The sequence below is a fragment of the Flavobacterium magnum genome (assembly GCF_003055625.1).
In the GTDB taxonomy this organism is placed as follows: domain Bacteria; phylum Bacteroidota; class Bacteroidia; order Flavobacteriales; family Flavobacteriaceae; genus Flavobacterium; species Flavobacterium magnum.
Window position 1 is genome coordinate 2,065,612 of the sequence record NZ_CP028811.1, and the last position, 26,092, is coordinate 2,091,703.

At 49.1% G+C, this 26,092-nt stretch carries 23 protein-coding genes; 8 read left to right on the top strand and 15 right to left on the bottom strand.

Annotated features, from left to right (window positions below; all coding sequences use genetic code 11):
- Positions 1-7 precede the first annotated feature (7 nt).
- The 6 genes from HYN48_RS08600 to HYN48_RS08625 all read right to left on the bottom strand — a co-directional run bounded on the left by HYN48_RS08600 (position 8) and on the right by HYN48_RS08625 (position 3,889).
- Entirely contained in the window at positions 8-865 is an 858-nt protein-coding gene (locus tag HYN48_RS08600) for a TraB/GumN family protein (RefSeq protein ID WP_108370715.1), read from the bottom strand.
- On the bottom strand, positions 862-1,497 hold the full coding sequence (locus tag HYN48_RS08605; RefSeq protein ID WP_108370716.1) for a hypothetical protein: 636 nt from the start codon (positions 1,495-1,497) through the stop codon (positions 862-864). The genes HYN48_RS08600 and HYN48_RS08605 overlap by 4 nt, the downstream gene beginning before the upstream one ends.
- Before the next feature lie 9 nt (positions 1,498-1,506).
- Positions 1,507-2,001, bottom strand: coding sequence for an RNA polymerase sigma factor (locus HYN48_RS08610; protein ID WP_108370717.1), 495 nt, complete (start codon positions 1,999-2,001; stop codon positions 1,507-1,509).
- Positions 2,002-2,087: 86 nt separating this feature from the next.
- Positions 2,088-2,999, bottom strand: coding sequence for a DUF3810 domain-containing protein (locus HYN48_RS08615; protein WP_245946008.1), 912 nt, complete (start codon positions 2,997-2,999; stop codon positions 2,088-2,090).
- A 154-nt stretch (positions 3,000-3,153) separates the two neighbouring features.
- Complete coding sequence (locus HYN48_RS08620) at positions 3,154-3,513, bottom strand: hypothetical protein (protein ID WP_146171751.1); 360 nt, start codon at positions 3,511-3,513, stop codon at positions 3,154-3,156.
- Positions 3,514-3,538: 25 nt separating this feature from the next.
- Entirely contained in the window at positions 3,539-3,889 is a 351-nt protein-coding gene (locus HYN48_RS08625; protein ID WP_108370720.1) for a DUF2200 domain-containing protein, read from the bottom strand.
- Positions 3,890-4,038: 149 nt separating this feature from the next.
- Between HYN48_RS08625 and HYN48_RS08630 the strand changes: the two genes are divergently transcribed.
- Complete coding sequence (locus HYN48_RS08630; RefSeq protein WP_108370721.1) at positions 4,039-5,502, top strand: aminoacyl-histidine dipeptidase; 1,464 nt, start codon at positions 4,039-4,041, stop codon at positions 5,500-5,502.
- Between the two features lie 68 nt (positions 5,503-5,570).
- On the opposite strand, the gene HYN48_RS08635 is transcribed toward HYN48_RS08630, so the two are convergent.
- From HYN48_RS08635 to HYN48_RS08655, 5 genes are all read right to left on the bottom strand, one after another.
- Entirely contained in the window at positions 5,571-6,041 is a 471-nt protein-coding gene (locus HYN48_RS08635) for a DUF6265 family protein (RefSeq protein ID WP_108370722.1), read from the bottom strand.
- 30 nt (positions 6,042-6,071) lie between these two features.
- Positions 6,072-7,325: a chloride channel protein gene (locus HYN48_RS08640; RefSeq protein WP_108370723.1), complete on the bottom strand. Its 1,254-nt coding sequence runs from the start codon at positions 7,323-7,325 to the stop codon at positions 6,072-6,074.
- A gap of 140 nt (positions 7,326-7,465) precedes the next feature.
- Positions 7,466-7,924: a hypothetical protein gene (locus tag HYN48_RS08645; RefSeq protein ID WP_108370724.1), complete on the bottom strand. Its 459-nt coding sequence runs from the start codon at positions 7,922-7,924 to the stop codon at positions 7,466-7,468.
- An 85-nt stretch (positions 7,925-8,009) separates the two neighbouring features.
- Positions 8,010-8,399, bottom strand: coding sequence for an SMU1112c/YaeR family gloxylase I-like metalloprotein (gloA2, locus tag HYN48_RS08650; RefSeq protein ID WP_108370725.1), 390 nt, complete (start codon positions 8,397-8,399; stop codon positions 8,010-8,012).
- A 42-nt stretch (positions 8,400-8,441) separates the two neighbouring features.
- On the bottom strand, positions 8,442-8,825 hold the full coding sequence (locus tag HYN48_RS08655; RefSeq protein ID WP_108370726.1) for a hypothetical protein: 384 nt from the start codon (positions 8,823-8,825) through the stop codon (positions 8,442-8,444).
- A gap of 338 nt (positions 8,826-9,163) precedes the next feature.
- Here HYN48_RS08655 and HYN48_RS08660 point away from each other — a divergent pair, with 338 nt between their 5' ends.
- A complete protein-coding gene (locus tag HYN48_RS08660; RefSeq protein WP_181248446.1) occupies positions 9,164-17,380 on the top strand; it encodes an Ig-like domain-containing protein in 8,217 nt (2,738 codons plus the stop codon).
- A gap of 226 nt (positions 17,381-17,606) precedes the next feature.
- On the opposite strand, the gene HYN48_RS08665 is transcribed toward HYN48_RS08660, so the two are convergent.
- From HYN48_RS08665 to HYN48_RS08675, 3 genes are read right to left on the bottom strand one after another with little or no spacing between them, the layout of a single operon-like run.
- Positions 17,607-18,119: a hypothetical protein gene (locus HYN48_RS08665; RefSeq protein ID WP_108370728.1), complete on the bottom strand. Its 513-nt coding sequence runs from the start codon at positions 18,117-18,119 to the stop codon at positions 17,607-17,609.
- Position 18,120: 1 nt separating this feature from the next.
- Positions 18,121-18,576, bottom strand: a complete 456-nt coding sequence (locus HYN48_RS08670; protein WP_108370729.1) for a YciI family protein — start codon at positions 18,574-18,576, stop codon at positions 18,121-18,123.
- A 9-nt stretch (positions 18,577-18,585) separates the two neighbouring features.
- On the bottom strand, positions 18,586-19,752 hold the full coding sequence (locus HYN48_RS08675) for a PorT family protein (RefSeq protein WP_146171752.1): 1,167 nt from the start codon (positions 19,750-19,752) through the stop codon (positions 18,586-18,588).
- Between the two features lie 136 nt (positions 19,753-19,888).
- Between HYN48_RS08675 and HYN48_RS08680 the strand changes: the two genes are divergently transcribed.
- The 6 genes from HYN48_RS08680 to HYN48_RS08705 all read left to right on the top strand — a co-directional run bounded on the left by HYN48_RS08680 (position 19,889) and on the right by HYN48_RS08705 (position 25,583).
- Entirely contained in the window at positions 19,889-22,027 is a 2,139-nt protein-coding gene (locus tag HYN48_RS08680) for a TonB-dependent receptor (RefSeq protein WP_108370731.1), read from the top strand.
- A 124-nt stretch (positions 22,028-22,151) separates the two neighbouring features.
- Positions 22,152-22,775, top strand: a complete 624-nt coding sequence (locus HYN48_RS08685; protein WP_108370732.1) for a tetratricopeptide repeat protein — start codon at positions 22,152-22,154, stop codon at positions 22,773-22,775.
- A gap of 71 nt (positions 22,776-22,846) precedes the next feature.
- Entirely contained in the window at positions 22,847-24,187 is a 1,341-nt protein-coding gene (locus HYN48_RS08690) for a histidine kinase (RefSeq protein ID WP_108370733.1), read from the top strand.
- Between the two features lie 11 nt (positions 24,188-24,198).
- Positions 24,199-24,510, top strand: a complete 312-nt coding sequence (locus HYN48_RS08695; protein ID WP_108370734.1) for a 2TM domain-containing protein — start codon at positions 24,199-24,201, stop codon at positions 24,508-24,510.
- Between the two features lies 1 nt (position 24,511).
- Positions 24,512-24,835 (top strand): 2TM domain-containing protein, encoded by a 324-nt coding sequence (locus HYN48_RS08700; RefSeq protein WP_108370735.1) that lies wholly within the window; start codon positions 24,512-24,514, stop codon positions 24,833-24,835.
- Position 24,836: 1 nt separating this feature from the next.
- The gene (locus HYN48_RS08705) at positions 24,837-25,583 is read left to right on the top strand and encodes a LytR/AlgR family response regulator transcription factor (protein ID WP_108370736.1); all 747 of its coding nucleotides are present in this window, start codon (positions 24,837-24,839) and stop codon (positions 25,581-25,583) included.
- 278 nt (positions 25,584-25,861) lie between these two features.
- Here HYN48_RS08705 and HYN48_RS08710 read toward each other — a convergent pair whose 3' ends face one another.
- Complete coding sequence (locus HYN48_RS08710) at positions 25,862-26,044, bottom strand: CsbD family protein (protein WP_108370737.1); 183 nt, start codon at positions 26,042-26,044, stop codon at positions 25,862-25,864.
- Positions 26,045-26,092 lie beyond the last annotated feature (48 nt).

Below are 26,092 nucleotides of genomic sequence, written 5' to 3' on the forward strand. Positions count from 1 at the left end.
TGGCTTGCTACAGCACAGGCTTAACCGTATATCCGTTCTTGCGCAAAAGCGAAATCACACCATTCTCACCGCCGAGATGCGCCGCGCCTACACCGAAGAAAGTCGGTTTTTCAGCGGCGATCCTGATGATGCGCGGAATCCAGTTGGCGTTTCTGTTTGTAAGGAGTTCAGTATCAAACTTAGCCGTCATTTCGTTTTTTGAGGTTTTGGAGAAGTCGAGCATGCCGTTCAGGTCCTGTTTTTGATAGAGTTCGTATAAGGCTGCGAATTCCTTCTTGTCATTGACCATGTCATCTTTGGCCGTTTTGACGAGTTCGTTCATTTGTGCTTCGTACGGAATCGCGTCGAAAACCGACAGCTGTTCTTCCACTGTCTCGAGTCCGAGAATTTCTTTGTTACTGGCGGTGGCGACTTTTATCAGTTCCTGTTCAATCGATTGCATTGGGCAATCCAGCAGTTTGGTAATCATCAGCGAACTCACAAAAAAAGGCTTGAATGTGTTTACAGCTTTCAGCGACATGCCCATGTTTTTCTTCATGAAGGCATCAACAACGGCGTAATCCTCTGGCGTAACAAGGTCCGACATTTTTTTTCCGCCGGCCATGTTCAGTCCCTTCATCATTTTCACCTGCATGGAAGGATCGTCCATATCGAGTTCGAGGTAAAGCTGCTGGGTGTTGTCCAATCCCTCGGTGACCCTTGGGCTTAAGGTGGCATCGCAGGTCGCGTGCATTGTACCAAACAGGTAAGAAGTTTTAAGGCCTTTGCCGCTGATTTCCCACAGCAGCGATTTTTCGGTAGGGGCCTGCGCCTGGGTTGGGACGAATGCCAGCAGGCAGATCAGTTTGAATATATGTCGCATCATTGTTCGGTTTTCTTTAATTCGTTATAATTCTTATACAGTTTTTTGAGCAGTATGCCGTAAAGCAATCGGTAAAACAGCCAGACGGCGACAATGCCGATGGCCAGGATCACGATGCCCAGGCCGACCAACAGCAGCGCTGCCGAGACGCCTTTACCCTCCGTACTTTGCCGTAAAGTCTGGAGTTTTTCATCGTGGTAATATTCCATAATCAGTGTCAGCACGATGTCGAGTGCCACGATGCCGAGGTTATACCAGATGTAATATTTCACCGTTTTCCGTGTCGCCAGGATGTTTTTCATCAACTGGTGTGTCGAGTCGGTGGTGGAAATGGTTTTGTAATTCTTGTAGAAAAAGTAAATAAAGAACAGCAGCACGCCATAATTGACGATGTTGGAAATGAACATAAACGTTTCCAGGCCGTAGTTTTCGACTTTGGCATTGTATTTGTCGTCGGTCAGCAGCATCGAGATGGCAATCCAGAACAGGAATTCCAACACGCTGATGATCAAAATCCGCTTCACTATCGAAGATGATTTCCGGTGGATCATCGTATTGATCTGCTCCTCCGAAATCTGCTTGAACGGCTGGCCTTCCTTTTGCCAGTCCTTTTTTAATAGATCCAACTCTTTCATATAATTACCTTACGGATTTAGTATTTTTTTCAGTTTCCCTTTGATCCTGTTCATTTTTACACGTGCGTTTACTTCGCTGATTCCCAGCGTCTCAGATATTTCCTGATAATCCTTATCTTCAAGATACATAAAAATAAGCGCTTTCTCGATATCGTTCAGTTGGTACACGGCCTGATACAACAGTTTGAGCTGCTCTTCCTCCTCATAATTGTATTCTTCCTGTTTGATAAAATGCTTTGTATTGTCGTATTCCACGGTCGACAGCGAACGCGTGCTTTTGCGGTATAAGGTGATGGCGGTGTTTAATGCCACGCGGTAGGCCCAAGTCGAGAACTTGCTTTCGCCGCGAAATTTCGGATAGGCTTTCCAAAGCTGGATCGTAATTTCCTGAAACAAGTCCTTGTGCGCGTCTTCGCCCGAAGTATACAGCCTACAAATCTTGTGGATGATATTCTGGTTGGTCTGCAGTTGCTGCACAAAAGATTTCTCTAAACTTTCAGTCATATCGGCGTTAGTAGTGTAATCACGGTTTTGTTACACATAGTGAACCGGATTGGCGTAAAAATACAAATGTGATTTGGTTTTCCGAACTAAAGCGTGCGGTTTTTGTAGTAATTTACCATCAGTTCCACAAACCGGCTATAGCCTTCCATGCCGTCTTTTTGCTGGTTCATTTTGAGGAAACGGTCATAGAAGATTTTAAATCCGGTTTCGATGAAGGTTTCATATTGTTCCCAGAATGCCCGGCTTTCCTTGTAATTTTCAAGGATGCCCTTGTTGATCAAAGGCATAAATTGCTTACTATTGCCTTCCTTTGTGCGTTCAAAAGTATTCAGGCAATAGCGCAGCGCAAATGAATAAGCGGCATATTGAAAATATAAATCGGCATTGCTTTTGGCGGAAAGAAATCCGATGAAATTGGCCTCACTTTCCGAAGCATAACCCAGCTGGTGCGCCATTTCGTGGCAGACAGTGACAGGAAACGAATACAACGGCATCTTGTCGTTCACCTGTGCCTCACCCGTAAACGGATTTAAATACCCTGAGAAGCCCATATAGGTGAGTGGCAGGCTGTAAATGGATCCTTTGATACTGGAATGTGTGTAATTGAATTGCGGATATTGTGCCGAAAGATGGCCATATCCATTTAATGCCTTGCCGTAAATGGTTTCGCGCGACTGTGGGAAAACGACTTTTGCGTTTTGGTTTTTGGTGATTTTAAGTTGGACGGCATTGGTTTTCTCGATTAGTTTTAATGTAAATTCACGCAGTTCGGTTTGCGTATAATCTTTGCGGATGCCTAAAGTCTCGTTTAACGGGACCCTGTAATAATTGAATGCCCAAAGCAAGTGGAAAGCGAAATATGCCACAGAAATAAAACTTGCGATATGAAGTAAATTCGCTTTCCAATGAATTTTCCAGGTTTTTCTTTTCAGAAAAATCCACCGGAATATGAAAACGAATACCACCGAATACAAAACGTCGCCAAAGGAAAAAGGGATCCACCCGAACAAAATCCGCATTCCTTTCGAAATCGGCAGGTACAAACCGTTGCTGTAAAGGCGTTCCACAGTGTCAGGAATATAACCTAAAAAATTAATTAGGATGATTTGTACGATTAACAGCGCAGGGAGTAGGTATTTCTTTTTCAAGCGTTCAAAATTTTTGCGTTTTAAGTCTCTTATATTTCAGAACAAATACCCCGGAAACCATCCCGAAAGGCATCACCGACAAAATGATTTTCCAGTTACCGCTAAAAATTCCCGTAATCAACACCATCAGTGCCAGCAGCCCCAACAGCAGCATCCCACAAAGCACAGTCCGTCGATCGGGCTTCCAAAGCGAAAACAACAACAGCAATTGCCCAATCGCCGGGCCAAGTATCAGCGGATGTACCAGTGAAGCTTTGTCGTTCTTAAATAACAGGTCATATTGCGCCTGGAATAGGAACGCACTCTTATCTGCCCATTCGAGGTAACATAGAAAAAAAGTCACGAATAATAATAGGCTGTACATGCGGAGGTTGTTTTTCATCACATCATTAACTCCTCAATATCTTCTCCATTGGCCGCCCTTTTGCCAACTCGTCGACCAGTTTGTCCAGATATCGCACCTGCTTCATCAACGGATCTTCAATCTCTTCAATACGGTAACCGCAAATCACGCCTGTAATTTTCGAAACATTCGGATGGAGCTGGGGCGCCTGTGCAAAAAACTCCTCGAAATTCACCCGATCGTCAATCTGCTGTTGCAATGCCTCCGGGCTGTAGCCTGTTAACCAACAGATGACAGTATCTACCTCCTCTTTGGTTCGCCCTTTTTTCTCTGCTTTGGTAATATAATGCGGGTAAACGCCGGCGAACGACATTTTATACACTCTCTGATTTTCCATAATTAAAGTGCTTTTGAGCTCATAAGACGAATTTATGGAAATAATTTCGGTTATGGTCTACCTAAATTTTGCTTCCAACTTGTATCCTCCCGCAAAACATTTAACTTTGAGGCATGTTACCATAGTGACCCATTTTTATAATCAAAAATATGAGCAACGAAATAAGAAACCTTGAACCAAAAGCCCTTTGGAATAAATTCGCCGACTTAAATGCAGTACCCCGTCCTTCAAAAAAAGAAGAACGCGTGATCCAATTCATGAAAGACTTCGGCAACAGTCTTGGCCTTGAAACTTTTGAAGATGAAATCCGCAATGTAATCATTCGAAAGCCTGCTACCAAAGGCATGGAGGACCGCAAGATGATTGTGATGCAGGGACACCTCGATATGGTGCACCAAAAGAACAATGACACCGTTTTTGATTTCGACACCCAGGGCATCGACATGTATGTTGATGGTGATTGGGTTCGCGCGCGTGGCACGACGCTCGGTGCAGATAACGGACTGGGTGTAGCAACAATTATGGCAATCCTCGAGAGCACTGACATCGCACATCCCGCAATTGAGGCTTTATTTACAATTGATGAAGAAACCGGAATGACAGGCGCCCTGAATCTTAAAGGCGGCATATTAAAAGGGGAAATATTGCTAAACCTCGATACCGAAGAAGATGACGAGATCGATATCGGATGTGCCGGTGGCGTGGATGTTACTGCAACTGCAGTGTATGATGAGGAAGAAACCCCTGAAGGTTCCATGGGGTATACGATTACAGTGAAGGGCCTCAATGGCGGCCACTCGGGGATGGATATCCACAAAGGCCTGGGCAACGCCAACAAGATCATGAACCGTTTGCTTTTCGGCGGTTTCGAAAACTTTGGTTTGCAGCTTTCCGAATTGAACGGGGGCAGCCTCCGAAACGCGATTCCGCGTGAAAGCGTGGCTAAAATAATCATTGCCGGAATGTATGACGAAGCCTTTGTGTTCGACATGCAGGAAGTTATCGGTGATATTAAAAAAGAGTTTAAGACCACCGAGCCGAAGTTGGAAATCCTTATAGAAAAATCGGATTTGCCTGCAAAAGTGATGCAGGTGCCCGCTCAGGAAGGATTTCTGCGTGCCGTTTATGCTGCGCACAATGGCGTGTACCGCATGAGCGCCGATATGGAAGACCTGGTGGAAACCTCAAATAATATTGCGAAGATTACGGTCAAAAACGGTGAGCTTTCAATTCAGTGTTTAACGCGTTCTTCGGTGGAAAGTTCAAAATTTGATTTAGCCAATGCATTGCGCTCTGCATTCGAACTGTGTGGTTGCGAAGTAACCTTCGGCGGCTCTTATCCGGGCTGGACACCAAATGTGAATTCAGAAATACTGGAAGTTTTGGTCAATATCTACGAGAAGCAAAACGGCGAAAAGCCAAAAGTAGTCGCCTGCCACGCCGGACTCGAATGTGGTATCCTCGGTACAAATTACCCGGGAATGGATATGATTTCTTTTGGGCCAACCATTCACGGTGCACATTCCCCGGATGAAAGGGCAAGCATAAAATCTGCTCAGAAATATTGGAAATTCGTATTGGAAATCCTCGGAAATATCCCACATAAGAATTGAGTTGAATCGATAGTAATCTAACAACCATATACAAAAAATCCCTGCCGGCTGGTGGGGATTTTTTTGCGTTATTTTTTCTTCATGGCAAAATGTTCGGTCTTCGGTTGTCCTTTCGAAACGCCTGAAACGTCTGCAATCAGGCTGTCCTGTACGTGCCTGTAGACTATTTTATTCGGGAAATCATGTGTTGGGTTTTCGAACACCATTTGGTCTTTTGTGGACGAAGTCATTTTAAACTCGACTTTCCGGCTGTTGTTCTGTCCGTACACCTTTGCAAAATACGAAAGCGAGTCGCCATGTTGCTCCAGCCACAGGTCTTCGGAAAAAACAGTGTCTGTTCCGGTCACGAACATGCCGCTTCCTATAATCATGCTGTCGTTGAACGTCGACCATTCTTCCACGAGTTTGCCTGCGCGGGAGTCATTTTCCCATCGTCCTATAAGCCATTTGGCATTTTCAATCCTGTCGTAGCGGCGTTCGTTTTTACACGACGAAATCACGGCGCATAGTGCGATAGCCGCAAAGGTTTTACGTATCATGTTGTCCGGTTTAAAGCCGCAATATAAGCATTATACTTTTTGGTACGTGTACACCGTAAAAGGATACAACGATTTGGCGGTTAGTTTTGAAACAAAACAGACCAGCAGCGCCGGTACCAGCAGTGTGTAGTCGCCCGTCAGGCCACAGGTCAGGAAAACCGCAGTAAATGGAGCGTGTATGCTCGCGCTGAGCATGGCCCCCATACCGAGGATCATAAAATTCAACGGAATCACCTGTGCACTGAAAAAGGTATTGTGGAGCAGCGCAACTAATAATCCGAGGAATGCCCCGATAAACATACCCGGTGCAAAAACGCCGCCATCGCCGCCGGAGGCCAGCGTGGCCGAAGTCGCGATCGGTTTAAGCAATACAATAGCGACGCAGGTAAGAAACAGGCCCGGCGTGAGGATAAGGGTCTGCGCCTGCTGCATACTTTCAGCGACGGCATGGTACCCCTCACCATACAATTGCGGCAGAAGGAGCATTAAAACGCCCAACGTAAAGGAAGTGAGGACGATTCTGTGACGATCAGATGACAGTCGGGAATACCTTTCTTTGAAAAACAGCACGCAGCGCGTGAGGTATACCGAATGGCAACCCGCAATGACGCCCAGGAGTACGAACCACGGCAACGCATGGTAGTGCCACCCGTGCAGCCGGATGGTGAAAAGCGGCGCAAAATCTGCCAGGTTGATGAGCGCTGTGGATACGGCAAGCGCTACCAAAACTGCCGACAATCTGAGCCAGTTCCATTTTCGGGAAATCACTTCGTAACAAAAAAAGAATCCCGCAATGGGGTTGCCGAATAAGGCGGTAATCCCGGCTGCCACCCCGCAGTTGATCAGGGTACTTTTGTATTTGCGGAACCGGCTGAATTTTTTGCGGGCAGTAGAACCAATGGTTGCAGCTGCTACGACGGTGGAGACTTCAATGCCTGTCGATCCCCCGGAAACCACGGTCAGGAAGCCGTTGATTGCGTGCGACGGAATTTTGTACGCGGGAAGCCATTCGCGCTTGTGGCTGACCGTTTCAAACACCTCGGCAATGCCTTTGTTTGGCTTATTTTTGAAAACCTTTTTCCGAAGCCAGTGGATTGCTGAAAGTCCGGCGAAAGGGAATATGAAAAACACTATCGGCCAGGTTTTGACTTTTCCGAAAAGTAAGGTTTCATAGGCTGCAGTCATTTCCTTAAGTGTCAGCGCCAAAATCGTAGACAGCAAACCGATCGCCGCAGCGGCCGCGAGCAACGACAGGATAAACAGGGATTTGGATTGGTGCTTCATCAGTTGACGGTATATTGCAAAAGTACATGTTCCCGCCCTAACACACCGACTGTTGATGCACTTTAACCTTAATAAAAAAAGGCATCCGTGAGGACGCCCTTTGATAGAATCAATGATTCAGGTGATATTAAAGTGCTAATTTAATAATTGTGTTCTTTTTTGTAATCGTCGATGTCCTTGTTGATGTCTTCGACGCTCTTGGCTACGCGCGATTTGAAAGCATCCCAACGTTCCTTGCCCTTATCGGCCCAACTGTCAAGATCCTGCTGCAGTTCCTCGTTCCTGGCTTCGAGTTTGTCAATCTGCTTCTGGAACTTAGCCTGGTTTGTGGCAGATTCCGTCTTCAGCTTCACCTTAAACTCGGCAATACGCGTTTTATTGTCAGCGATCAGCTTATTGGTTTCTGCCTTTAAGCGCGCATAATCGGAAACTGAATCCGTCTGGGCGGCATCAGCCTTTTCAGTTGCGGCCTGTTGGTCCTGCCTGGCTTCGATAACATCCTCTTTGGCATCATCGATGTCTTTTGGTTCATTTTTACAGGAAGCCAGCAACATCACCGAAAAAATCGAGGCCGCGGCGAAATAAATGTGCTTTTTCATTGTACTGTTTTTTTGAATTACGTCCCAAAGTTGTCAAAAGTACAACAAAAATTGTTTATGTGAATTTTTTATAATGTTGTAAAATTTATTTCTCGTAGAATTCAATCGGAAGGTTGTCCGGATCGGAAATGAAACTAAATTTCTTACCCGTAAGGTCATCGATACGAATGGGTTCTGATGCCATTCCGATTGAGGAAAAATATTTTATCGTCTCCAGCACGCTGTCAACCTCGAACGCCAGATGACGCAGTCCTGTAGCTTCGGGCCGCGTAATCCGCAGAGGCGGGGAGGGAAACGAGAAAAGTTCGATACAATAATAACCGTTCATAGACAGGTCGAGTTTATACGAATCGCGTTCGGCACGGTAAGTCTCCCTGGTCATTGCAAGCCCGAGCACTTTGGTGTAAAAGTATTTCGACACCTCATAGTCTGAGCATATGATGGCGATGTGGTGGATGCGGTTGAGTTTAAGCATATTTCACAGGCATAAAAAAAACCTGGCAGGCAGGTTTTAAGTTTATTTTTCTTTAGCGCAAAGTCCGACAATTTCATGGAAAGTATCATGAATGCTGTTAAGCAAAGTCGTAATCTCGGCATCTGAAATGCCCTGTTTGATTTTTTTATGCAATTCGCGGCTTTTAATCTGCAGCAATTCAGTAGCGATAACAATTTCCCTTGTCTTGAACGCGTCCGGCTTTTCGCCTGTGTTCAGCGCTTCAGCTTTCTGTGCAAGTTCGAGCGAACGGGACTTAATGGGTTCGAGATTGCCTTTCTCTGCGGGATGATACGTTTGCGAAAGGATGTCATGGAATTCATTCATGGCCGGCCATCGGTCGAAAGCGGTCTGCGCCAATCCTGCGTTGGCGATGCATATAACCAAAAGTAAAAATAGTTTTTTCATGGTACCTGGATATTAATGTTGTCCAAATATACGAAGTTGATTTGTAAATGAACAGATTCGTTCAAATCCGCAGTTGCATTTCAGATAAGAAAAGTACTGTCAAGCGGATGGCGATACAATTCCGAGGCGCCTGCTTACGAAACGAGATGCAATTGATTGTAAAATCCGAAACGATCGAGGCCCTTCGATAAAAAACCAAAAAATCCGCCTAACTGACCTTGCGCTGCCTGTGTTAATATTTTCTTAAACACAATCCGTTGATTATTAAAAAATAAAGCTATTTTTGGAAGCTTTTGCATACAAAAATGCGCCAAAACAAGACTATAAATTTCTTATTTATGAGGACAAAAATTACGTTACTTACCTTTATTGCATTACTTCTTTTCTCAAATGGATACAGCCAGTGCTGGCAAAGTGTCGCGGCCGGCTATGAGAGCAGTGCAGCCATAAAGACTGATGGCACACTGTGGACGTGGGGCTGGAACGCTTTCGGGCAACTGGGCCTTGGAAATACCACCAATGTAACCACGCCGGCGAAAGTGGGGACTGCCACCTGGAAGGTGGTAAGCGTGGGTTCTGAAAGCACGAATTCGGCCTACACCATGGCCATCCAGACCAACGGAACCCTTTGGGGCTGGGGAGGAAACGGCAATGGCGAGCTGGGTATCGGAAATACGGTCCAACAGAACAGCCCGGTCCAGGTAGGTACGGCCACAAACTGGAAATACGTCTATGCGGGTCTCAATCACACCATCGCGATCAAGACAGACGGAACAATGTGGGCCTGGGGTAGGAATACTTATGGCCAGCTTGGCGACGGTACGACCACAAACCGCCTGAGTCCGGTTCAGGTAGGAACTGATACGAACTGGAAGATGGCCACGTCAGGAGGCAGCAATACATTTGCACTGAAGACCGACGGGACGCTCTGGGCATGTGGGGACAATGCGGGTTATTACGGAAACGGAACCACAGTAAATTCCAACGTGCCTATCCAGATAAGTGCCGCAACAGACTGGCAGAGTATTTCGCGCACCATGGGAAGTATACTGGCTATAAAGACTGACGGGACATTATGGGCCTGGGGAGACAATAACTTCGGCGAATTGGGCATAGGCAGTGCGGCGCCGGTAAGCTACACTCCCGTCCAAGTGGGCTCATCCACATGGAAATCCGCCTACGCAGCCTGGGGTTCCAGTTTCGGAATCAAGACAGACGGCACATTATGGGCGTGGGGTGACAATGCAAAAGGGCAGCTTGGTGACAATACCGTGGTGAACAAGTCATCTCCGGTGCAAATCGGAACTGCCAATGACTGGGCCTCGGTAGGTACCGGCCTTTCGTATACATTCGGCATCAAGACCGATGGCTCCATGTCAGGTTGGGGTGCCAATCAGATTTACCAGCTTGGTTTAGGCAACACAACAGAATACCACGTTCCCACGGCCATCAATTGTTACTCCGGCTGTACGACCGCTGTCGAGGGTTTATACCCAACGACTACATTTACGCCGGCCTGCAGCGGAAGCCAGGAAACCATTACCGTCGACGCCTGGGCAGGGGAGTATAGCAACGTCAACGTACTGGCCAATAGGTCATACACATTCCGGAGTTCTGTAAGCACTGATTTTATTACCATCACCAATGCCGCGGCCACCGTGATTTATGTAAGCGGCACCACACCTGTTTCCTGGGTTTCAAACAATGCGGAGGTCATCCGTTATTTCCTGAATACCAATGCATCCTGTGGATCACAGCAGACCAGCAGGGTAAGGTATGTCACCTGTGCCGACCTGAGCTGCAATACGCCGGGCGGACTCACGGCAGGCAGCATCACGGGAACGTCGGCCACGATTTCCTGGACTGCCGCATCGCCGGCACCCGCGTCAGGATATGAATATTATTATTCCGATATCAATACTGCGCCTACTACGACAGCATCCGGCAGTGTGTCCGCAGGCGTTTTGTCAAAATCCCTAACGGGATTAACGGCTGGCGTGCGCTACTATTACTGGGTTCGCTCCAAATGTTCCGCAACCATCTCAGGGAACTGGGTTGCAGGAGGCAGTTTTGTTGCTCAGGATAACGCGCCCTGCCTCAACGGGACACAATATCCAAGCACCAACTTTACACCCGCTTGCACCGGAAGCCAGGAAACCATCGTAACGAATGCGTGGGCAGGCGAGTATACCGTGGTGAATGTCGTGCCAAATAAAAAATACACTTTCAGGAGTTCTGTTGGCACAGATTACATTTCTGTGGTCAGCTCAGACGGGCTGACGGTTTATGCAACGGGAGTCACCCCGGTGACCTGGTCGTCTAACGCCGTATCGGGCACAATCAAATATTATTTCCACCTGAGTTCGGGATGTGGGACACAACAAACCAGCCGCACCAGATACATCACCTGCGAAGACGCCTGCGGGCAGCCTTCTAACGTTACTGTAAGCAATGTAAGTGCCACGTCGGCATCCGTGTCATGGACCGCGCCGGCAGTGGCCCCGGGAGCCGACTACCAATATTATCTGTCTACCGTAGCAACAGCACCAACGCCGGCAACCGCTGCTACGGCGGGTACGGGTAGCATCACCACGAGCTTGTCTTTGAGTGACCTCACACCTTCTACCACGTATTACTTCTGGTTGCGCTCAAGGTGCAGCGGCAATAATACAAGTGATTGGACAAGCGGCGGCGCATTCACCACACCGGCTTGCGAATTGCCTTCGAATATCACCATTTCCAATATAACAGCAGGTTCAGCTACGCTGTCATGGACACCGCCATCATCATTACCGGCGTTCGGTTATCAATATTATTACAGCATGTCCAACACGGCGCCGTCCGCTTCTGATGCACCGTCGGGCAGCGTCAGTCCGAGCGTTTCATCGGTATCGATCAACCTGCTGCCATCCAGCACCTATTTTGTCTGGATGCGCTCGCGATGCGGCTTATCCGCGTACAGCAATTGGGTATTGGTGGGAAGCGCGGTGACCTTTAGCTGTGAGTCCGTTACAAATGTATCAATCAGGTCAGTGTACGAAGGATTCCTGGTAGTCGAGTTTGACCGGCCGGCAGAAGCGCCAACAGGGTACGATTACTATGTCAGTACTTCCGCTACAGAGCCCACGGCGACGACGCAGGAAACAGGTGCTTTTTACGTCAGTACAGTCGATGAAGGTTACGTTTTCAACCTGATGTCCTCTACAACTTACTATGTCTGGATGCGATCAAATTGCGGCAGTATCTCCAGAGGTCCGTGGATTTCGGCCGGATCAGCCACAACACTGGCATGTGTGCCCCCGACGAGCGTGAGCATTGGCAATGTGTATTCGACCACTGCTGAATTCAATACTACCGGATATAACTCTTTACAATATTATTACAATACCACAGGGGTTGCACCAACAGCGTCGACTGCCAGTATGGGCTATGCGTTTTCAAATCCGGGAACGTTGCAGGGGCTGTCACCTTCAACGACCTATTACCTGTGGGTGCGCTCCTATTGCGATACTTTCGCTTATAGCGACTGGGTCGCAGCTTCACCTTTCACAACTGACCAGGGCCGCGAGATCATCGGTAGTTTTGTGAATAATACGACAGGAAGCACCACGTCGTTTAATCAATCTGATTCGGTCACGTTCACCTTTAGTCTGGTCACTCCGGGTTACTGGACCGGTGCCGGTAATTTATACCTTTGGGCCCAGTCATATAACGAGGCCCAGGCCAATATGCAGCCTTCGCCAAATAACGGCACGTTTAATGCGCCGCTGCCGGCGAGCGCCCTGACCGCCAACCCTAATGGAACGTATTCCGTAACATTAAATCCCGTAAGCAGTTATTTTGCGAACCAGGTCAATCTGGGACGTTTGGAATTTACAATTAAGAATGCGAGCGGTTCAAAATATAGTTTACCTGCGTATGCCGTTGTTGTTGATCCGATTCCTGCGCCGGCTGCTTCAGATCAGGTGTTCTGCAGCCAGGTATCCGTTGCCAGCCTCGTGGCTACCGGATCTAATATTAAGTGGTACACGGCTTCATCAGGAGGTACTGCCTTAGCGTCAGACAGCTTGCTGACGACGGGAGCTTATTACGCATCCCAAACCATTAATGGCAGCGAGAGTCTTGCCCGCAAGAAAATTAATGTAACCGTGAACACGGTGTCCGTTACGCCTGCGTCGAGTGAAATCTGCGGCAGCGAAATCCAGGCATTGACGGTAAATGCCAGTATCAATAACCCGGTACGGCAATTGGGGTCAGGTGTTTCCACCAACACCAATTACACTCCGTATCAGGGATATTGGGGCGGCGCCAGAAGCCAGGCGGTGTATACGGCCAGCGAGTTGTCTGCTCTCGGATTGCATTCAGGCAGCCCAATCAACTCCATCGGTTATAAGGTGACCTCCGGAACGCCAATCCAACTCAGCAATTTTACAATAAAAGCGGGATTCACTACGGTAAATGTGCTCGAAGATTTTATCCAAAGCCCTGATTACACGGTCTTCACGCAGGCTTCGTATGTTCCGCAAACCGGTAACGGCGAGATAGATTACACGCTCTCGACACCATTGGTCTGGGACGGGATCTCTAACCTGTTGGTTGAAACCTGCTACAACAACAATAACAATGGCGGAACGCCGGTCAATAATTTAAATGTCGAATCATCCGAGGTTGCCACGAAATTGTACAAGCATGTGAAAGTGGACAACGAGCCTAACATTTGCAGTCGCGCCACTATTTATGAGCCTGCCGTGAGGCCGAATCTCAGGATACTGAGCGCGCCGGAGACCATGATGACCTGGTCGCCTGTGGAAGGGTTGTACACGGATGCAACGGCAACTGTCCCTTACGTTGCAGGAGAAAACCGCGCTGTAGTCTATGCGAAACCCAGCACTTTTACGGTTTATACTTCCACCGTGGTGTCGCCAAGCTGTACTATCGTTAATACGGCGTCAGTAGATGCGCATTTTACACCCGCTCCTGAATCCTCGAAGCAATATTTCTGTTCGGGTGCGACCGTAGCTAACCTGAATGCTGTGGGAAGCAATATCAAATGGTATGACGCCGAAAACAATCTGCTCACTTCAGGCACCATGTTGCAAACCGGATTGTATTTTGTTACGCAAACTGCTCATGGCTGCGAAAGCACCAAGGCAGCGGTTTCGGTCATAATTAATGATACACCCGCTCCGGCAGCGACAGCGCAGTCGTTCTGTTTTGAAGCGACTGTGGCCGATTTGGCTGCGACGGGTACCGATCTACAATGGTTCGACAGCGAAAACCATGTTCTGGCATTGACAGACAGCATCCACACCGGGACGTATTACGTTTCCCAAACGGGACACGGTTGTGAAAGCCCTAAAACGGTAGTTCCGGTGACCATTTTCAATACCGCTGCGCCAATATCGGCAGATCAGGAATTTTGCGGAACGGCCACCGTATCTGAATTGACGGCCGTCGGAGACAATATCAGATGGTACGATGGATCAAATCATATTGTCAGCGATTCCGATGTCCTTCAGAGTGGTGTCTATTTTGTGACGCAAACCCAAAACGGTTGTGAAAGTGACCGCACTATGGTTATCGTGACCGTAAACCAGACGCCGGCACCTGCAGCCGAAAGCCAGACATTCTGCGGAGTAGCCTTAGTCTCGGATCTGAATGCTCTTGGTTCTGGTCTCAGGTGGTACGACGCCGAAGACATTCTTTTGGCACCAACCGATATGTTGTCGACTGGCACATACTATGTGTCACAGAGTGTAGCGGGTTGCGAAAGCGAAAAGACAGCAGTGACTGTAACCGTTAACAGCACACCATCGGCATCGGCAGCTGACCAGGCATTTTGTGCCGGTGCCATCGTAGCCGATTTGATTGCTTCAGGAACTGATTTAAGATGGTATGATAACGACCATTTGCTTTCATCACCTGATGCTTTATTGGAAACCGGAATATATTATGTGTCGCAAACTGCCCATGGTTGTGAAAGCGACATGACCCCAATCAATGTCACCATCAACCCGTCAACGACCTCTGAAGAGACGGCGACGGCATGCGACAGCTACGAGTGGAACGGCCGTGAGTATACCGAAAGCGGCGACTACACCTACGAGGGCGTGAACGCCTTTGGCTGTACGCATACCTCCACGCTGCACCTGACGGTGAACCGCAGCACCACCACCGATGAGACGGCAACAGCCTGCGGCTCCTACCTGTGGCACGGTGTGACCTACACCAACAGCGGCGATTATACCTACAGCGGCACGAATGCCACGGGCTGTACCGAGACCGGTACCCTGCACCTGACGGTGAGCCACACCGCGGCCCCGACGGCCACGGCGCAGTCGTTCTGCAGCGGCAGCATCTCGAGCCTTACGGCAGCGGGCACCGACATCAAATGGTACGCTTCCCCGACAGGAGGTACTGCCCTTGGCGCCGATACGGCCCTGGAGATGGGAACCTATTACGCCAGCCAGACCCTGGGCGGCTGCGAGAGCGACCGCACTGCGGTCAGCGTGACGGTACAGGTGGGCATGCCATCGGCAGCCTCACCTCAGACTTTCGTATGCGGGGCCAGGAGGACGAACCTCTCGGCCACGGGCACCACGCTGAGGTGGTACACCACACCTTCGGGCGGCACGGCCATGGCCTCCTCAGACCTTCTGGCCAGCGGCACCTATTACGTGACCCAGACCATCGACGGCTGCCAGAGCTCGAGAAGGGCCGTTGAGGTGATCGTCAATACGATCGCCGCACCGGTGTCAAACGACCAGACCCATTGCTATAACGCTACGGTGGCCAACCTTACGGCCAGCGGCACCGACATCAGGTGGTATGCCACCGCCGCAGGCGGTACGGCACTGTCCACGGGCACGCAGCTTACTGCGGGCACCTACTACGCCTCACAGAAGACGGGCAGCTGCGAGAGCGCCAGGACGGCAGTCCTTGTGACGCTTTCGGGCCCTGCGCTTCCCGATGCGCCACAGGCACAGGCCTACAACTGCGGATCCAGGAGGACAAGCCTGGTGGCTACGGGCACGGGCCTTAAATGGTACACGTCGCCTATGGGCGGCACCCCGATGCTCTCCTCAGCGCAGCTCGTTACGGGCCCTTATTATGTGAGCCAGACCATCGACGGCTGTGAAGGCCCGAGGAGGGAAGTATCGGTGACGATCCTGTACCCTTCGGCGCCGACCGCCTCCACGCAGTTCTTCTGCACGGCGGCTACGGTGGCAAACCTTTACGCTACGGGCAGCGGCATCAAGTGGTATGCCTCTGAGACCGACACCACGCCGTTGGCATCGACTACCCCTTTGGTTACGGCTACCTATTACGCCTCACAGACCAATTCGATGATGTGCGAGAGCGCACGCACGGCCGTAGAGGTGATCACGGGCGGCGCACCTATGCCTGAGGCGCCCTCACCGCAGACGTTCGTTTGCGGCACCAGGCGTCCAAGCCTTGCGGCTACCGGCAGCGGGCTGGCGTGGTATACGGTACCGAGCGGCGGTACGGCACTGTCCTCTACGGCGGTGCTGTCCACGGGCACTTACTATGTGAGCCAGACCGTCAGCGGCTGCGTAAGCGGGCGCAGGGCGGTATCGGTTATCATCACCAACCCGTCGGCACCGGCTGCCACGGCGCAGGTATTGTGCTCGGGGTCTACGGTGGCCAACCTTGCGGCGGCCGGCACGTCCCTGAAATGGTACACGTCCCAGGCGGGCGGCACGGCACTGGCAACGGGGACGATACTTTCAGGCGGGACCTATTACGTATCACAGTCGGTGGGCGGCTGCGAGAGCGACCGTACGGCGGTCAGCGTGACCATCAACACCGTGGCGATGCCTGATGCGCCCTCGCCGCAGGTCTTCAGCTGCAACGTGAAGCGCCCTGCCCTTACGGCTACGGGAACCAACCTGTTATGGTATACGGTGGCCACAGGCGGATCGGCGCTGCCCTCGACGGCGCAGCTCGCCACAGGCACCTATTACGTCTCCCAGACCATCGACGGCTGCACGAGTGCGCGCCGCGCGGTATCGGTGAGCGTGAATGCTACGGCGCCACCGGCGGTATCTGACCAGTCACTTTGCCAGGGCAAGCTGGTAAGCGACCTTGTGGCTACGGGCACGGCACTGAGGTGGTATGCCTCGGCGAGCGGCGGGACTTCCCTTGCGGGGTCTTCGCAGCTTACGGCGGGCACTTACTACGTATCGCAGACCCTCAACGGCTGCGAGAGCCTTCGGGCGGCGGCCAACGTGACGCTGATCTCGTGCATGGTCAGGATGCCTGAGATGGTACAGCAGGAAACGCTCTCTCAGGAGGCGGTGGCTGCAGGGTACGGCATCAGGATATTCCCGAACCCGACCTCGTCGCTACTCAACATCAGGTCGGATGGCGACTTCAGGGCCGAGCATGTGGTGATCCTGGATTCAGCCGGCAGGGTGGTCCTCGAGCAGAAGGGCACTGAGGTGATCGACGTGTCGCGCTTTGCGGCAGGGGTATACATCCTTCGGGCGACCTCGGGCGAGAGGCAATACCAGGCGAAATTCGTCAAGGAATAATCAAAAAGTATACAGATAAGGAAAACCGGGCATTGTTCCCGGTTTTTTTATGGTGTATGGCAAGGTGGATGCGGTACGGGGCGGGAATCGGGAATTGGCGGATGCGCCTGCGGGCAACGCGGCGCCGCGCCAGCGATCGCAGCAAAGTGCCATGCACTGCGGAGTGCGCGGTCACGGTACGGCGACGGAGGAAGCCGTAACGGGAGGCGCCATAAAAAATGGAAAGTTATTCTGTTTTACGCAGGTACCAGTTGCCTTTATATTTTTTAAAATCGGCAAGGTCTTTTGGCGTGCTACCGTCGACTTTCCTCAGCAGGTTTGGTGCGTCCTGTGCTGCCGGATTGATGTAGACATTCCCGGAGGCATCGACTCCGATGACTTTAGCGTCATACTTCAGGAAGGCTTTTGAATATTGCGCGATCTGTTGTTTGGTGAAATAAGGCTGGCAGTCCTTATCGGATTCTTTGATCAGGTGCTCATCAACGGCGGTGAGTTCTTTGGTCTTTGGGTAAACCGTGGCGATGTATGCAGGGCAGGAGAGGTCGAATTTTGCCACCATGAGCATCAAATTGGCAGTTTCGTCCCTTCCACGGTAGCCCACGTAGGTATTTTTCAGCGCGGAGAAATCTACGGTGTCGTATTTTTTGATGGCCGCATCGATTTGAGTGAAGTCGGTTTCCTTATGGCAGGACCAAAGTAAGAGTCCGGCGGCGGCAAAAGCGATTTTCCTGACAGTCATTTTAGTATTTTTCTTTTGCTATTTTTTCGTGTAGTTCTGGAATTTGCTGCAGCGCTGCAGTGCAATAAAACAAGGTGAATTCCGCCTCAAGGACATTGGCTTTTATTGCAGGGTCGTTTTCGGTTAATGCCTTGGCTTCTTCAATCGAGTCGACATTGAAGATGTAGATGCCACGGTAATTGCGATCGTTTTTACCGAATGGCCCCGCCACCGAAAGTTTACCGTCTGCCGCCATCTTGTTGATATTGGCCATGTGGCCTTCAAAAAGTGCTGTCATTTCCTGCTGCGAAGCGGAGGTATTACTGCCGGTCCTGAGCAGGCAAAAAACATATTTGCGCATACCATGCGAGTCTGCGTTGAGTTTTTTCGCAAGCGCTTCGTCATAAACCGGCTTGGATTCCTGGCAAAATGCCTGTAATGCGGTGCATGTGACGAGCAATAAAATTAATTTTTTCATTTCCGATCTTTAAAATAATTTGTAAGATGCGACCAATTGGACGGCGCCGTAACCAGCATCCCAAAAGGAATATACGATCATGCTTTGCATCGTGTTATACCTGACCTCGATAGCGTATTTGCCATAATTATAGCCCGCGCCGAAGAATAAATTGCCGCCTTTGCTCACGTCAAATTTAAATCCACGGTATTGTAATGCGGAGGAGAACGAAAACCCCAGTGCGTAGCCGCCCGTGAGAAACAGGCGTGAAGGGTTCTTTAAGAACATGTAGTGTCGGACGCCGATCGGGATGTTCACGGCCTTATAATCCACGATAAAAGGATTGACCGACGTTTCTTCGTATTTGAGATAGTGGTAGTTGGGATTCGCGAAAATGGCCCACTTACCATGGTTGTAAGGCAATATCGATTCAACTTCGAATCCGAAGCCCGGCGAAGCATGCATTCCTGTACTGATGTCGACATTCTGGGCGTCGTTGACAAGCCGGACACCGGAAAAATTTACACCGCCCGTAACAGCAAGGTGTATGGCTGTCTTTGACGTTTCTTTCGTAACGGTGTGCGCGCTGCCGTTGTCGGCATAATATTTTTCGAATACCCTTACGAGGTCCTGTTGTTTGTATTGCAGGTGTTCGAAATCCTTCTGCGTGAGCCTGGCTGATTTCAATGAAGTGTAAAGCTGCTGCCTGAAGTAGTTGTTCTGAGCGATAGTGGAGGGGTCCAGCAAATAATCTTTAAAAATCAGCTGTTCCGGCGCACTGTTTTTATTGTATACAAAAAAGCGGACGTGGTCGCCTGCCTCGTAGGAAAGCAGGCTGATGTCGGCCTCAGTGACGTATTTAAGAAACACCGTCATTTCTTTAAATTCGGGCTGCTTTTCCTTGCTCAGGGCGTTGATGTTTTTAGAAGATTGGTCAATTTTTACCGTAAAACGTTCATAGAGGTCTCCCTGGTCTACACCGAACTTTGAAACCCGTTCGATCGTTGCCGTAGTGCTTTGTTGATCCGGACTTTGCTTGTATTGAAAGCTGGTGGGATTGTTGCGCCAGCCTTCGTCACGGATCAGGCAATTCGTTCGGACCCCATTGTTGTCAATGTAGAATCCCGGAACAAACTCGATCTGCGCTATGGCCTGGTAACCAATCAGTACAAAAAAGAGTAAATATTTTCTCATCATGTTGTTTTTGGAAGCGTCAAAATAAAACTTTTTTCAGTTAGTTAGCACGGTTCGTCATCAAAATTCTACATTTCAGTCAGGAATTATTTTATAACACGCGATAACATCGCACATTTGTGGTACCAAAAAACAACTTATGAGAACCATAATTACCATGTTCCTGCTGCTGCTCGCCGGAAGCGGTTTTGCGCAAACGAAAATTTCAGGTAAAGTCACGGATCCGAAAGGCAATCCGCTGCATGGCGCCAATGTCTTCCTAGACGGTACTTACGACGGTGCCACCACCGACACTGAGGGGAATTTCAATTTTACGACCACTGAAACCGGACCGGTTACACTCAGGATCACTTACCTGGCGTTTACGCCTTATTCCGAAACTTTCGACGCTACGACTTATATCCCAAAGACATTTTCACTGAAAGAAAGCCTGAATTCGCTTGACACCGTCGTGATCAACGCGGGCACATTTGAAGCCGGGGACAAAGGCCGTGTGGCGGTCCTCAAGCCACTCGACATCGTGACGACCGCGGGTTCAGCCGGCGACATTGTGGCGGCATTGCAAACCCTGCCCGGCACGCAGACGGTAGGGGAGAGTGGCCGGCTTTTTGTGCGCGGCGGCGAGTCCGACGAGACCCAGACGTTCGTTGATGGCTTGCGTGTGCCACAGCCTTATGGCGCGTCAGCTAACAATATCCCGACACGCGGCCGGTTTTCACCCTTTCTTTTCAGCGGGATTTCATTTTCTACCGGAGGGTATTCGGCAGAATATGGCGAAGCCCTTTCGAGCGTGCTGCTGTTGAATACAACTGATGATCCCGATCAGGAAAAGACCGATGTTTCGCTGATGACCGTTGGGCTGGGTGTAGGGAATACACAAATGTGGAAGAAAAGTTCGCTTAGCCTGAATGTTGCATTCATCGACCTCAGTGCGTACCAGGCAGCCGTGCCACAGGCGGTGGATTGGAACAGGCCATACCAATCGTTGTCAGGGGAGGCGGTTTACCGGTATCATTTTGAAAACAACGGACTGCTTAAAGTATATGGTGCCTTCGATGCGTCGCGATTCAGTTTGAATCAGGTCGACATCAACAAGCCTGAAAAGGTGCGCTTTGGCCTGGAAAACAACAATTTTTATTTCAATTCGGTTTACAAAGGTTATTTTGGAGACAATTGGCAGCTGACGGCCGGACTGAGCCACGGCCTCGGGCGCAACGACATCCGGATTGATGCGGATGATGTAGATAACGTGGAGAACGCCACGCACCTGAAAATGAAACTGAAAAAGACTTTTTCGGAACACATTAAGTTGAATTTCGGGGCAGATTATTTCATTACTGCTTTCGATGAGCATTTTCAGCCATTCGGCGGTGTGCGCTACAGCACCGGTTACGATGCCAACATCGCCGCCGGATATGCTGAAGCCGATATACTTTTCACCAAAAAATGGGCTGGTAAATTTGGTTTCCGTGCTTCGAATAATGATTACCTTGATCAATCGGCGATCATGCCCCGCGCATCGTTGGCTTATAAAGTCAGCAAATTCGGGACGCTGTCCGTTGCTTACGGTGACTTCGTGCAGGCGCCAAAACAGGAATACCTCAAATATTCCAGCCGCTTTGAAAACGAAAAAACCCAGCATTATATACTGAATTACCAGTATGCGAGAAACGGGCAGACTTTCCGTGCGGAAACGTATTATAAAAAATATGACGACCTGGTGAAATTCACTTCGACCACCTATAATAATGGCGGTTTTGGTTATGCCAAAGGGGTTGACGTGTTCTGGCGCGACAATAAGAATATTAAAAACCTGGAGTACTGGTTCTCTTATTCTTACATTGATACCCAACGGGATTACAGGGATTTTGCTTACGAAGTTACACCCAGCTTTGTCTCGAAACACACCGCATCACTGGTGACCAAATATTGGATCCAAAGCCTCAAATCGCAGGTGGGCTTTACGAACAGCTTCAATTCAGGCAGGCCGTACAACAACCCAAATGACGTCGGTTTCATGCAGGGGAAAACCAAGGCATACAACAACCTGAGCCTGAGCTGGGCTTATCTGCTGAGCCAGCAAAAGATTTTGTATTTTTCGATATCGAATGTGCTGGGCACGCACAATGTGTTCGGGTATGAGTATGCCAATGCGCCGGATGCTGACGGAACGTACCGCAGCCGCGCAATAACGCCCACCGCCGACCAGTTCTTTTTCGTTGGGTTTTTCTGGACCATCAGTAAGGATAAGAAAAGCAATCAGTTGGATAATTTGTAGTCAACACACGCTGACTTTCCGGTTCATCATCAAAAAGCGACAGTTCAGTCACCATTAATTTTAAATCAGCGATTGCGCATTTACATTTGCATCATACAATAACAACCATTTAAAAATCAACATCATGACAAAATTTTTTACCATCATTACACTACTCGTTACCGGCCTGTTTTTCGGGCAGGGAAAATATGAAGAAGGCATGGGCAAAGCGTTTAAACTTTGGGGCGAAGGAAACAGTACCGAGGCTTCGGCGTTGTTTGAAAGGATCGCTTCGGCAGAAAAGGACAATTGGCTGCCAAATTATTACGTGGGGCTGGTGAACGTAACTTCAGCATTCACAACCCAGGACAAGGAAAAACTGAGCGCACTGCTCGATAAGGCGCAGGATGCCGTCGATGCTGAATTGGCGAAAGCGCCCGAGAATCCAGAGTTGCTGGTGTTGCAAGCCATGATTTACACCGCCTGGATCGTATACGACCCGATGACCAATGGCCAGAAATTTGGGGCGAAAGCCATGCAGATTTATGAGCAGGCGATCAAGATTGCGCCTAATAATCCAAGGGTAGTATTCTGCAAGGCGGAATTTGAAATTGGCGGGGCGAAATTCTGGGGTACTGATACCAAGCCGATGTGTGCTGAAGTTGACCGTGCCATCGGGCTGTTCGCTACTTATAAAGACGATACCAAGTTCGGGCCAAGCTGGGGGCTTGACCGGGCGTTGCAAACCCAGGAAGCCTGTAAAAAGTAAATACAGAATCGGAGCGGTGTCGCCAATCCACGCTGACGCCCCGATCATCAAATCAACTTAAAGACAATCAAATGTTAATCCGAAATATTTTCCGAATCAGTATCAAGGGCCTTATCGTCAGCCTTGTTATTTTCTTCGCGTTGAAAGGCATTGAAATGGCTTACGGCGACGCGTTGGTGTTCGATATGGCATTGTTGCGGGAAATCGGTTATTATTGCTTATTCGGGGTGACGCTTACAACAATCAATTCCTGGTATTTCCATTACATCAATAAAGAAGTGGACTGGGGAAAATACAGCCGCTACCGTATCCTGATCGGGGCTGCGGGTAGTGTCATCATCACCCTGGCCGGCGTTTTCTTTGTCCGTTTTTTCATTTTTGTAGCGTTGGAAGGCCAGGATGCAGCGGTATTTGTTAATGCGGAAAGGGTTCGTTTTTACATCATTCCGCTGATCATTACGATCTTCGTGACGCTTATTTTCCATCTCGTTTATTATTACAAGGCGGTCAACGAGAAGAAAATTGCGCAACAGCAGATTATCGCGGGGACGGCATCAGCGCAGTTTGAAAGCCTGAAAAACCAGATTGATCCGCATTTCCTTTTCAACAGCCTGAACGTGTTGAGTTCGCTGATTGAGGAAAATCCGGACAGCGCGCAGAAATTTACTACCTCGTTGTCCAAAATTTACCGCTATGTGCTCGAGCAGAAAGATAAGGAACTGGTCGACCTGGACGAAGAGCTGGCTTTCGCCAAAACCTATATGAACCTGCTCAGGATGCGTTTCGAAAACAGCCTTTTTTATGAATTGCCTGAAAATAATTACCCCACGGAAGCGAAAGTCGTCCCGCTCTCGCTCCAGCTACTGCTCGAAAATACCGTAAAGCACAATGTCGTAAGCGAAGGAAAGCCACTGCATATCAGTATTTTTATCAAGGATGACTACCTGCATATCCGGAACAACCTGCAGAAAAAAAAGGTGTTGCAGGACAGGCGCGGCGTGGGTCTGCAAAACATCGTCAGCCGCTATGGCATCATCACCAGGAAGCCCGTGTTTGTAGAAGAAAACGGCGCCTCATTTACGGTTAAAATTCCGATCCTGACCCGGCAGGTCGCCGCGGATGCGCCGCCACAATACGATGAAAGCAATGCATACTTCCGTGCGAAGGGCAGGGTAGAGGAGCTTAAGGGGTTTTATGGAAACCTGCTGTCATACTGCATCGTCATTCCCATGCTTATTTTTGTAAACCTGAGCTATTCGCCTGATTTCCACTGGTTTTGGTTTTCGGTGTCAGGCTGGGGCTTCGGATTGATTATGCACGCGTTCAAGGTTTTCGGATACAGCTCGAAGTGGGAGGACCGTAAAATACGCGAGATCATGAATAAGAGGGAAAATACCCATACGTGGAACTAAAACATACCAACATGCAAACAGATTATCGACAAGAGGAGCGATTTCGCGAGGCCAAAAAGAGGGTCGAGGAACTCAAGGGATTTTATGGCAATTTGACATCTTACATTGTGGTGAATATCGGACTGGCGATACTGAATCTGATGACTTCGCCGGAACAGCTATGGTTTTTCTGGCCGATGTTCGGCTGGGGAATCGGGGTGCTGTTCCATGCCATGAAAGTATTCCGATTCACGCCATTTATGGGTAAGGACTGGGAGGAACGCAAAATCCGCCAGTTTATGGAAGCAGAAAGGAAACGCAACGAATCGTTTAAGAGCGAATAATATGAAGACGTACAAAGAATCCCCGGTCAATGAAAATTATGCGTTTGCTGAAAAAAGGGTCAAGCGCATCAAAGGGTTTTATACGCACCTGCTCATTTACGCAGTAATCAACCTGGCCGCATTGATTGCAGTTTATTTTGAGGTAAAGACGGTATCCGACTTTTGGAAACTGAAAAACTTCTGGATGCTCCTGTCTTGGGGCGTCGGCCTTGCCGCGCATGCTGTTTCCGTATTCGGACCCCATGTATTGTTCGGACCAAAATGGGAAGAACGCAAGATACGCCAGATCATAGAAAAGGAGCGAAAATCACAACACTGGGAATAATATGAACCTGATCATTATCGAAGACGAAAAGCCGGCAGCCAGGCTATTGCAGCGTAAACTCGAAAAATTCGGATTAAAGACAGCGACGATGCTCCATTCGGTGGAAGATGCGGTCGCGTGGTTTCAGAATAACCCGCATCCGGATTTGATTTTCCTGGATATCCAGCTTTCCGACGGACTCTCTTTCGAAATTTTCGAAAAGGTCGACATACGCAGCGCCGTGATTTTTACGACGGCTTACGACGAATATGCATTGCGCGCGTTCAAGCTCAATAGTGTTGATTATCTGTTGAAGCCCATTGACGAAGACGAGCTTGAAGCGGCACTTCACAAGTTTCGTGCCATGATACCACAGCAGCCGTTTGATTTTGAATCCATCCGCAGGATGTTCTCCAATCCGTCCGAAAAAAATCATAAAAGCAGGTTCACCGTCAAGATCGGCCAGCACCTTAAAGTCATTGGCATTGATGAGATTGAGTGTTTCTACAGTGAAAATAAAGGCACCTACCTCCACACGCTCGACAACCGGGACTACCTCATTGAGAGCTCGCTGGAAACATTAGAGCAGGAACTCGACCCGGATAAATTTTACCGCATCAGCCGCAAATTTATTGTGCCGTTGCAGTCCATCCGTGAAATCGTCGTGTACAGCAACTCGAGACTGAAGCTGATCTTACCTACGTACAAGAGTGACGATGTGGTCGTCAGCCGCGAGAAGGTATCGGATTTTAAAGCATGGATCAATTAGCCGTTTTTGATCCGAAATGTATCGCAAAAATTTAACGATTGCGATGCGATTTGCACCATTCGATGCTGAGGAGAATTTGTATTTTACCTTCAGGGAAGGGGCGATTGCAGCCCTAATCAATTTTTACGGAGCGCTGTTACGGAAAATCCATACCGTATGTTAAACTTTGTTTTCTGGTACCGTATGCGTAGGAATAAAAAAACTGTTTCGCCTTAATGCGCCGGGATCGGCAGCATATAAAGCGAAACAGTATTAAAAGTCGTGTTGTTGTGTGCGGCTTAGTCGAATAAGGATTTAATTTCTTTTTCGGTTTTTCCAAGTTTCTGTTGCAATTTTCCCCACATTTCCTGCTCTTTGCCCTCTTCGTACAACAAATCGTCGTCGGTTAAGTCGGCAAATTTCTGTTTGAGCTTTCCTTTAAACTCTTCCCAGTTTCCTTTAATTTCAGTTGAATTCGGCATAGCAATTGGTTTTAAGTAACTAATAAACTTCTTTTTCAGTTACAAAAT

What these genes read in the sequence shown, in the direction of transcription:
- HYN48_RS08600 (WP_108370715.1), bottom strand. Translation starts at nt 865, where the DNA reads ATGATGCGACATATATTCAAACTGATCTGCCTGCTGGCATTCGTCCCA.
- HYN48_RS08605 (WP_108370716.1), bottom strand. Translation starts at nt 1,497, where the DNA reads ATGAAAGAGTTGGATCTATTAAAAAAGGACTGGCAAAAGGAAGGCCAG.
- HYN48_RS08610 (WP_108370717.1), bottom strand. Translation starts at nt 2,001, where the DNA reads ATGACTGAAAGTTTAGAGAAATCTTTTGTGCAGCAACTGCAGACCAAC.
- HYN48_RS08620 (WP_146171751.1), bottom strand. Translation starts at nt 3,513, where the DNA reads ATGTACAGCCTATTATTATTCGTGACTTTTTTTCTATGTTACCTCGAA.
- HYN48_RS08625 (WP_108370720.1), bottom strand. Translation starts at nt 3,889, where the DNA reads ATGGAAAATCAGAGAGTGTATAAAATGTCGTTCGCCGGCGTTTACCCG.
- HYN48_RS08630 (WP_108370721.1), top strand. Translation starts at nt 4,039, where the DNA reads ATGAGCAACGAAATAAGAAACCTTGAACCAAAAGCCCTTTGGAATAAA.
- HYN48_RS08635 (WP_108370722.1), bottom strand. Translation starts at nt 6,041, where the DNA reads ATGATACGTAAAACCTTTGCGGCTATCGCACTATGCGCCGTGATTTCG.
- HYN48_RS08640 (WP_108370723.1), bottom strand. Translation starts at nt 7,325, where the DNA reads ATGAAGCACCAATCCAAATCCCTGTTTATCCTGTCGTTGCTCGCGGCC.
- HYN48_RS08645 (WP_108370724.1), bottom strand. Translation starts at nt 7,924, where the DNA reads ATGAAAAAGCACATTTATTTCGCCGCGGCCTCGATTTTTTCGGTGATG.
- gloA2 (WP_108370725.1), bottom strand. Translation starts at nt 8,399, where the DNA reads ATGCTTAAACTCAACCGCATCCACCACATCGCCATCATATGCTCAGAC.
- HYN48_RS08655 (WP_108370726.1), bottom strand. Translation starts at nt 8,825, where the DNA reads ATGAAAAAACTATTTTTACTTTTGGTTATATGCATCGCCAACGCAGGA.
- HYN48_RS08660 (WP_181248446.1), top strand. Translation starts at nt 9,164, where the DNA reads ATGAGGACAAAAATTACGTTACTTACCTTTATTGCATTACTTCTTTTC.
- HYN48_RS08665 (WP_108370728.1), bottom strand. Translation starts at nt 18,119, where the DNA reads ATGACTGTCAGGAAAATCGCTTTTGCCGCCGCCGGACTCTTACTTTGG.
- HYN48_RS08670 (WP_108370729.1), bottom strand. Translation starts at nt 18,576, where the DNA reads ATGAAAAAATTAATTTTATTGCTCGTCACATGCACCGCATTACAGGCA.
- HYN48_RS08675 (WP_146171752.1), bottom strand. Translation starts at nt 19,752, where the DNA reads ATGATGAGAAAATATTTACTCTTTTTTGTACTGATTGGTTACCAGGCC.
- HYN48_RS08680 (WP_108370731.1), top strand. Translation starts at nt 19,889, where the DNA reads ATGAGAACCATAATTACCATGTTCCTGCTGCTGCTCGCCGGAAGCGGT.
- HYN48_RS08685 (WP_108370732.1), top strand. Translation starts at nt 22,152, where the DNA reads ATGACAAAATTTTTTACCATCATTACACTACTCGTTACCGGCCTGTTT.
- HYN48_RS08690 (WP_108370733.1), top strand. Translation starts at nt 22,847, where the DNA reads ATGTTAATCCGAAATATTTTCCGAATCAGTATCAAGGGCCTTATCGTC.
- HYN48_RS08695 (WP_108370734.1), top strand. Translation starts at nt 24,199, where the DNA reads ATGCAAACAGATTATCGACAAGAGGAGCGATTTCGCGAGGCCAAAAAG.
- HYN48_RS08700 (WP_108370735.1), top strand. Translation starts at nt 24,512, where the DNA reads ATGAAGACGTACAAAGAATCCCCGGTCAATGAAAATTATGCGTTTGCT.
- HYN48_RS08705 (WP_108370736.1), top strand. Translation starts at nt 24,837, where the DNA reads ATGAACCTGATCATTATCGAAGACGAAAAGCCGGCAGCCAGGCTATTG.
- HYN48_RS08710 (WP_108370737.1), bottom strand. Translation starts at nt 26,044, where the DNA reads ATGCCGAATTCAACTGAAATTAAAGGAAACTGGGAAGAGTTTAAAGGA.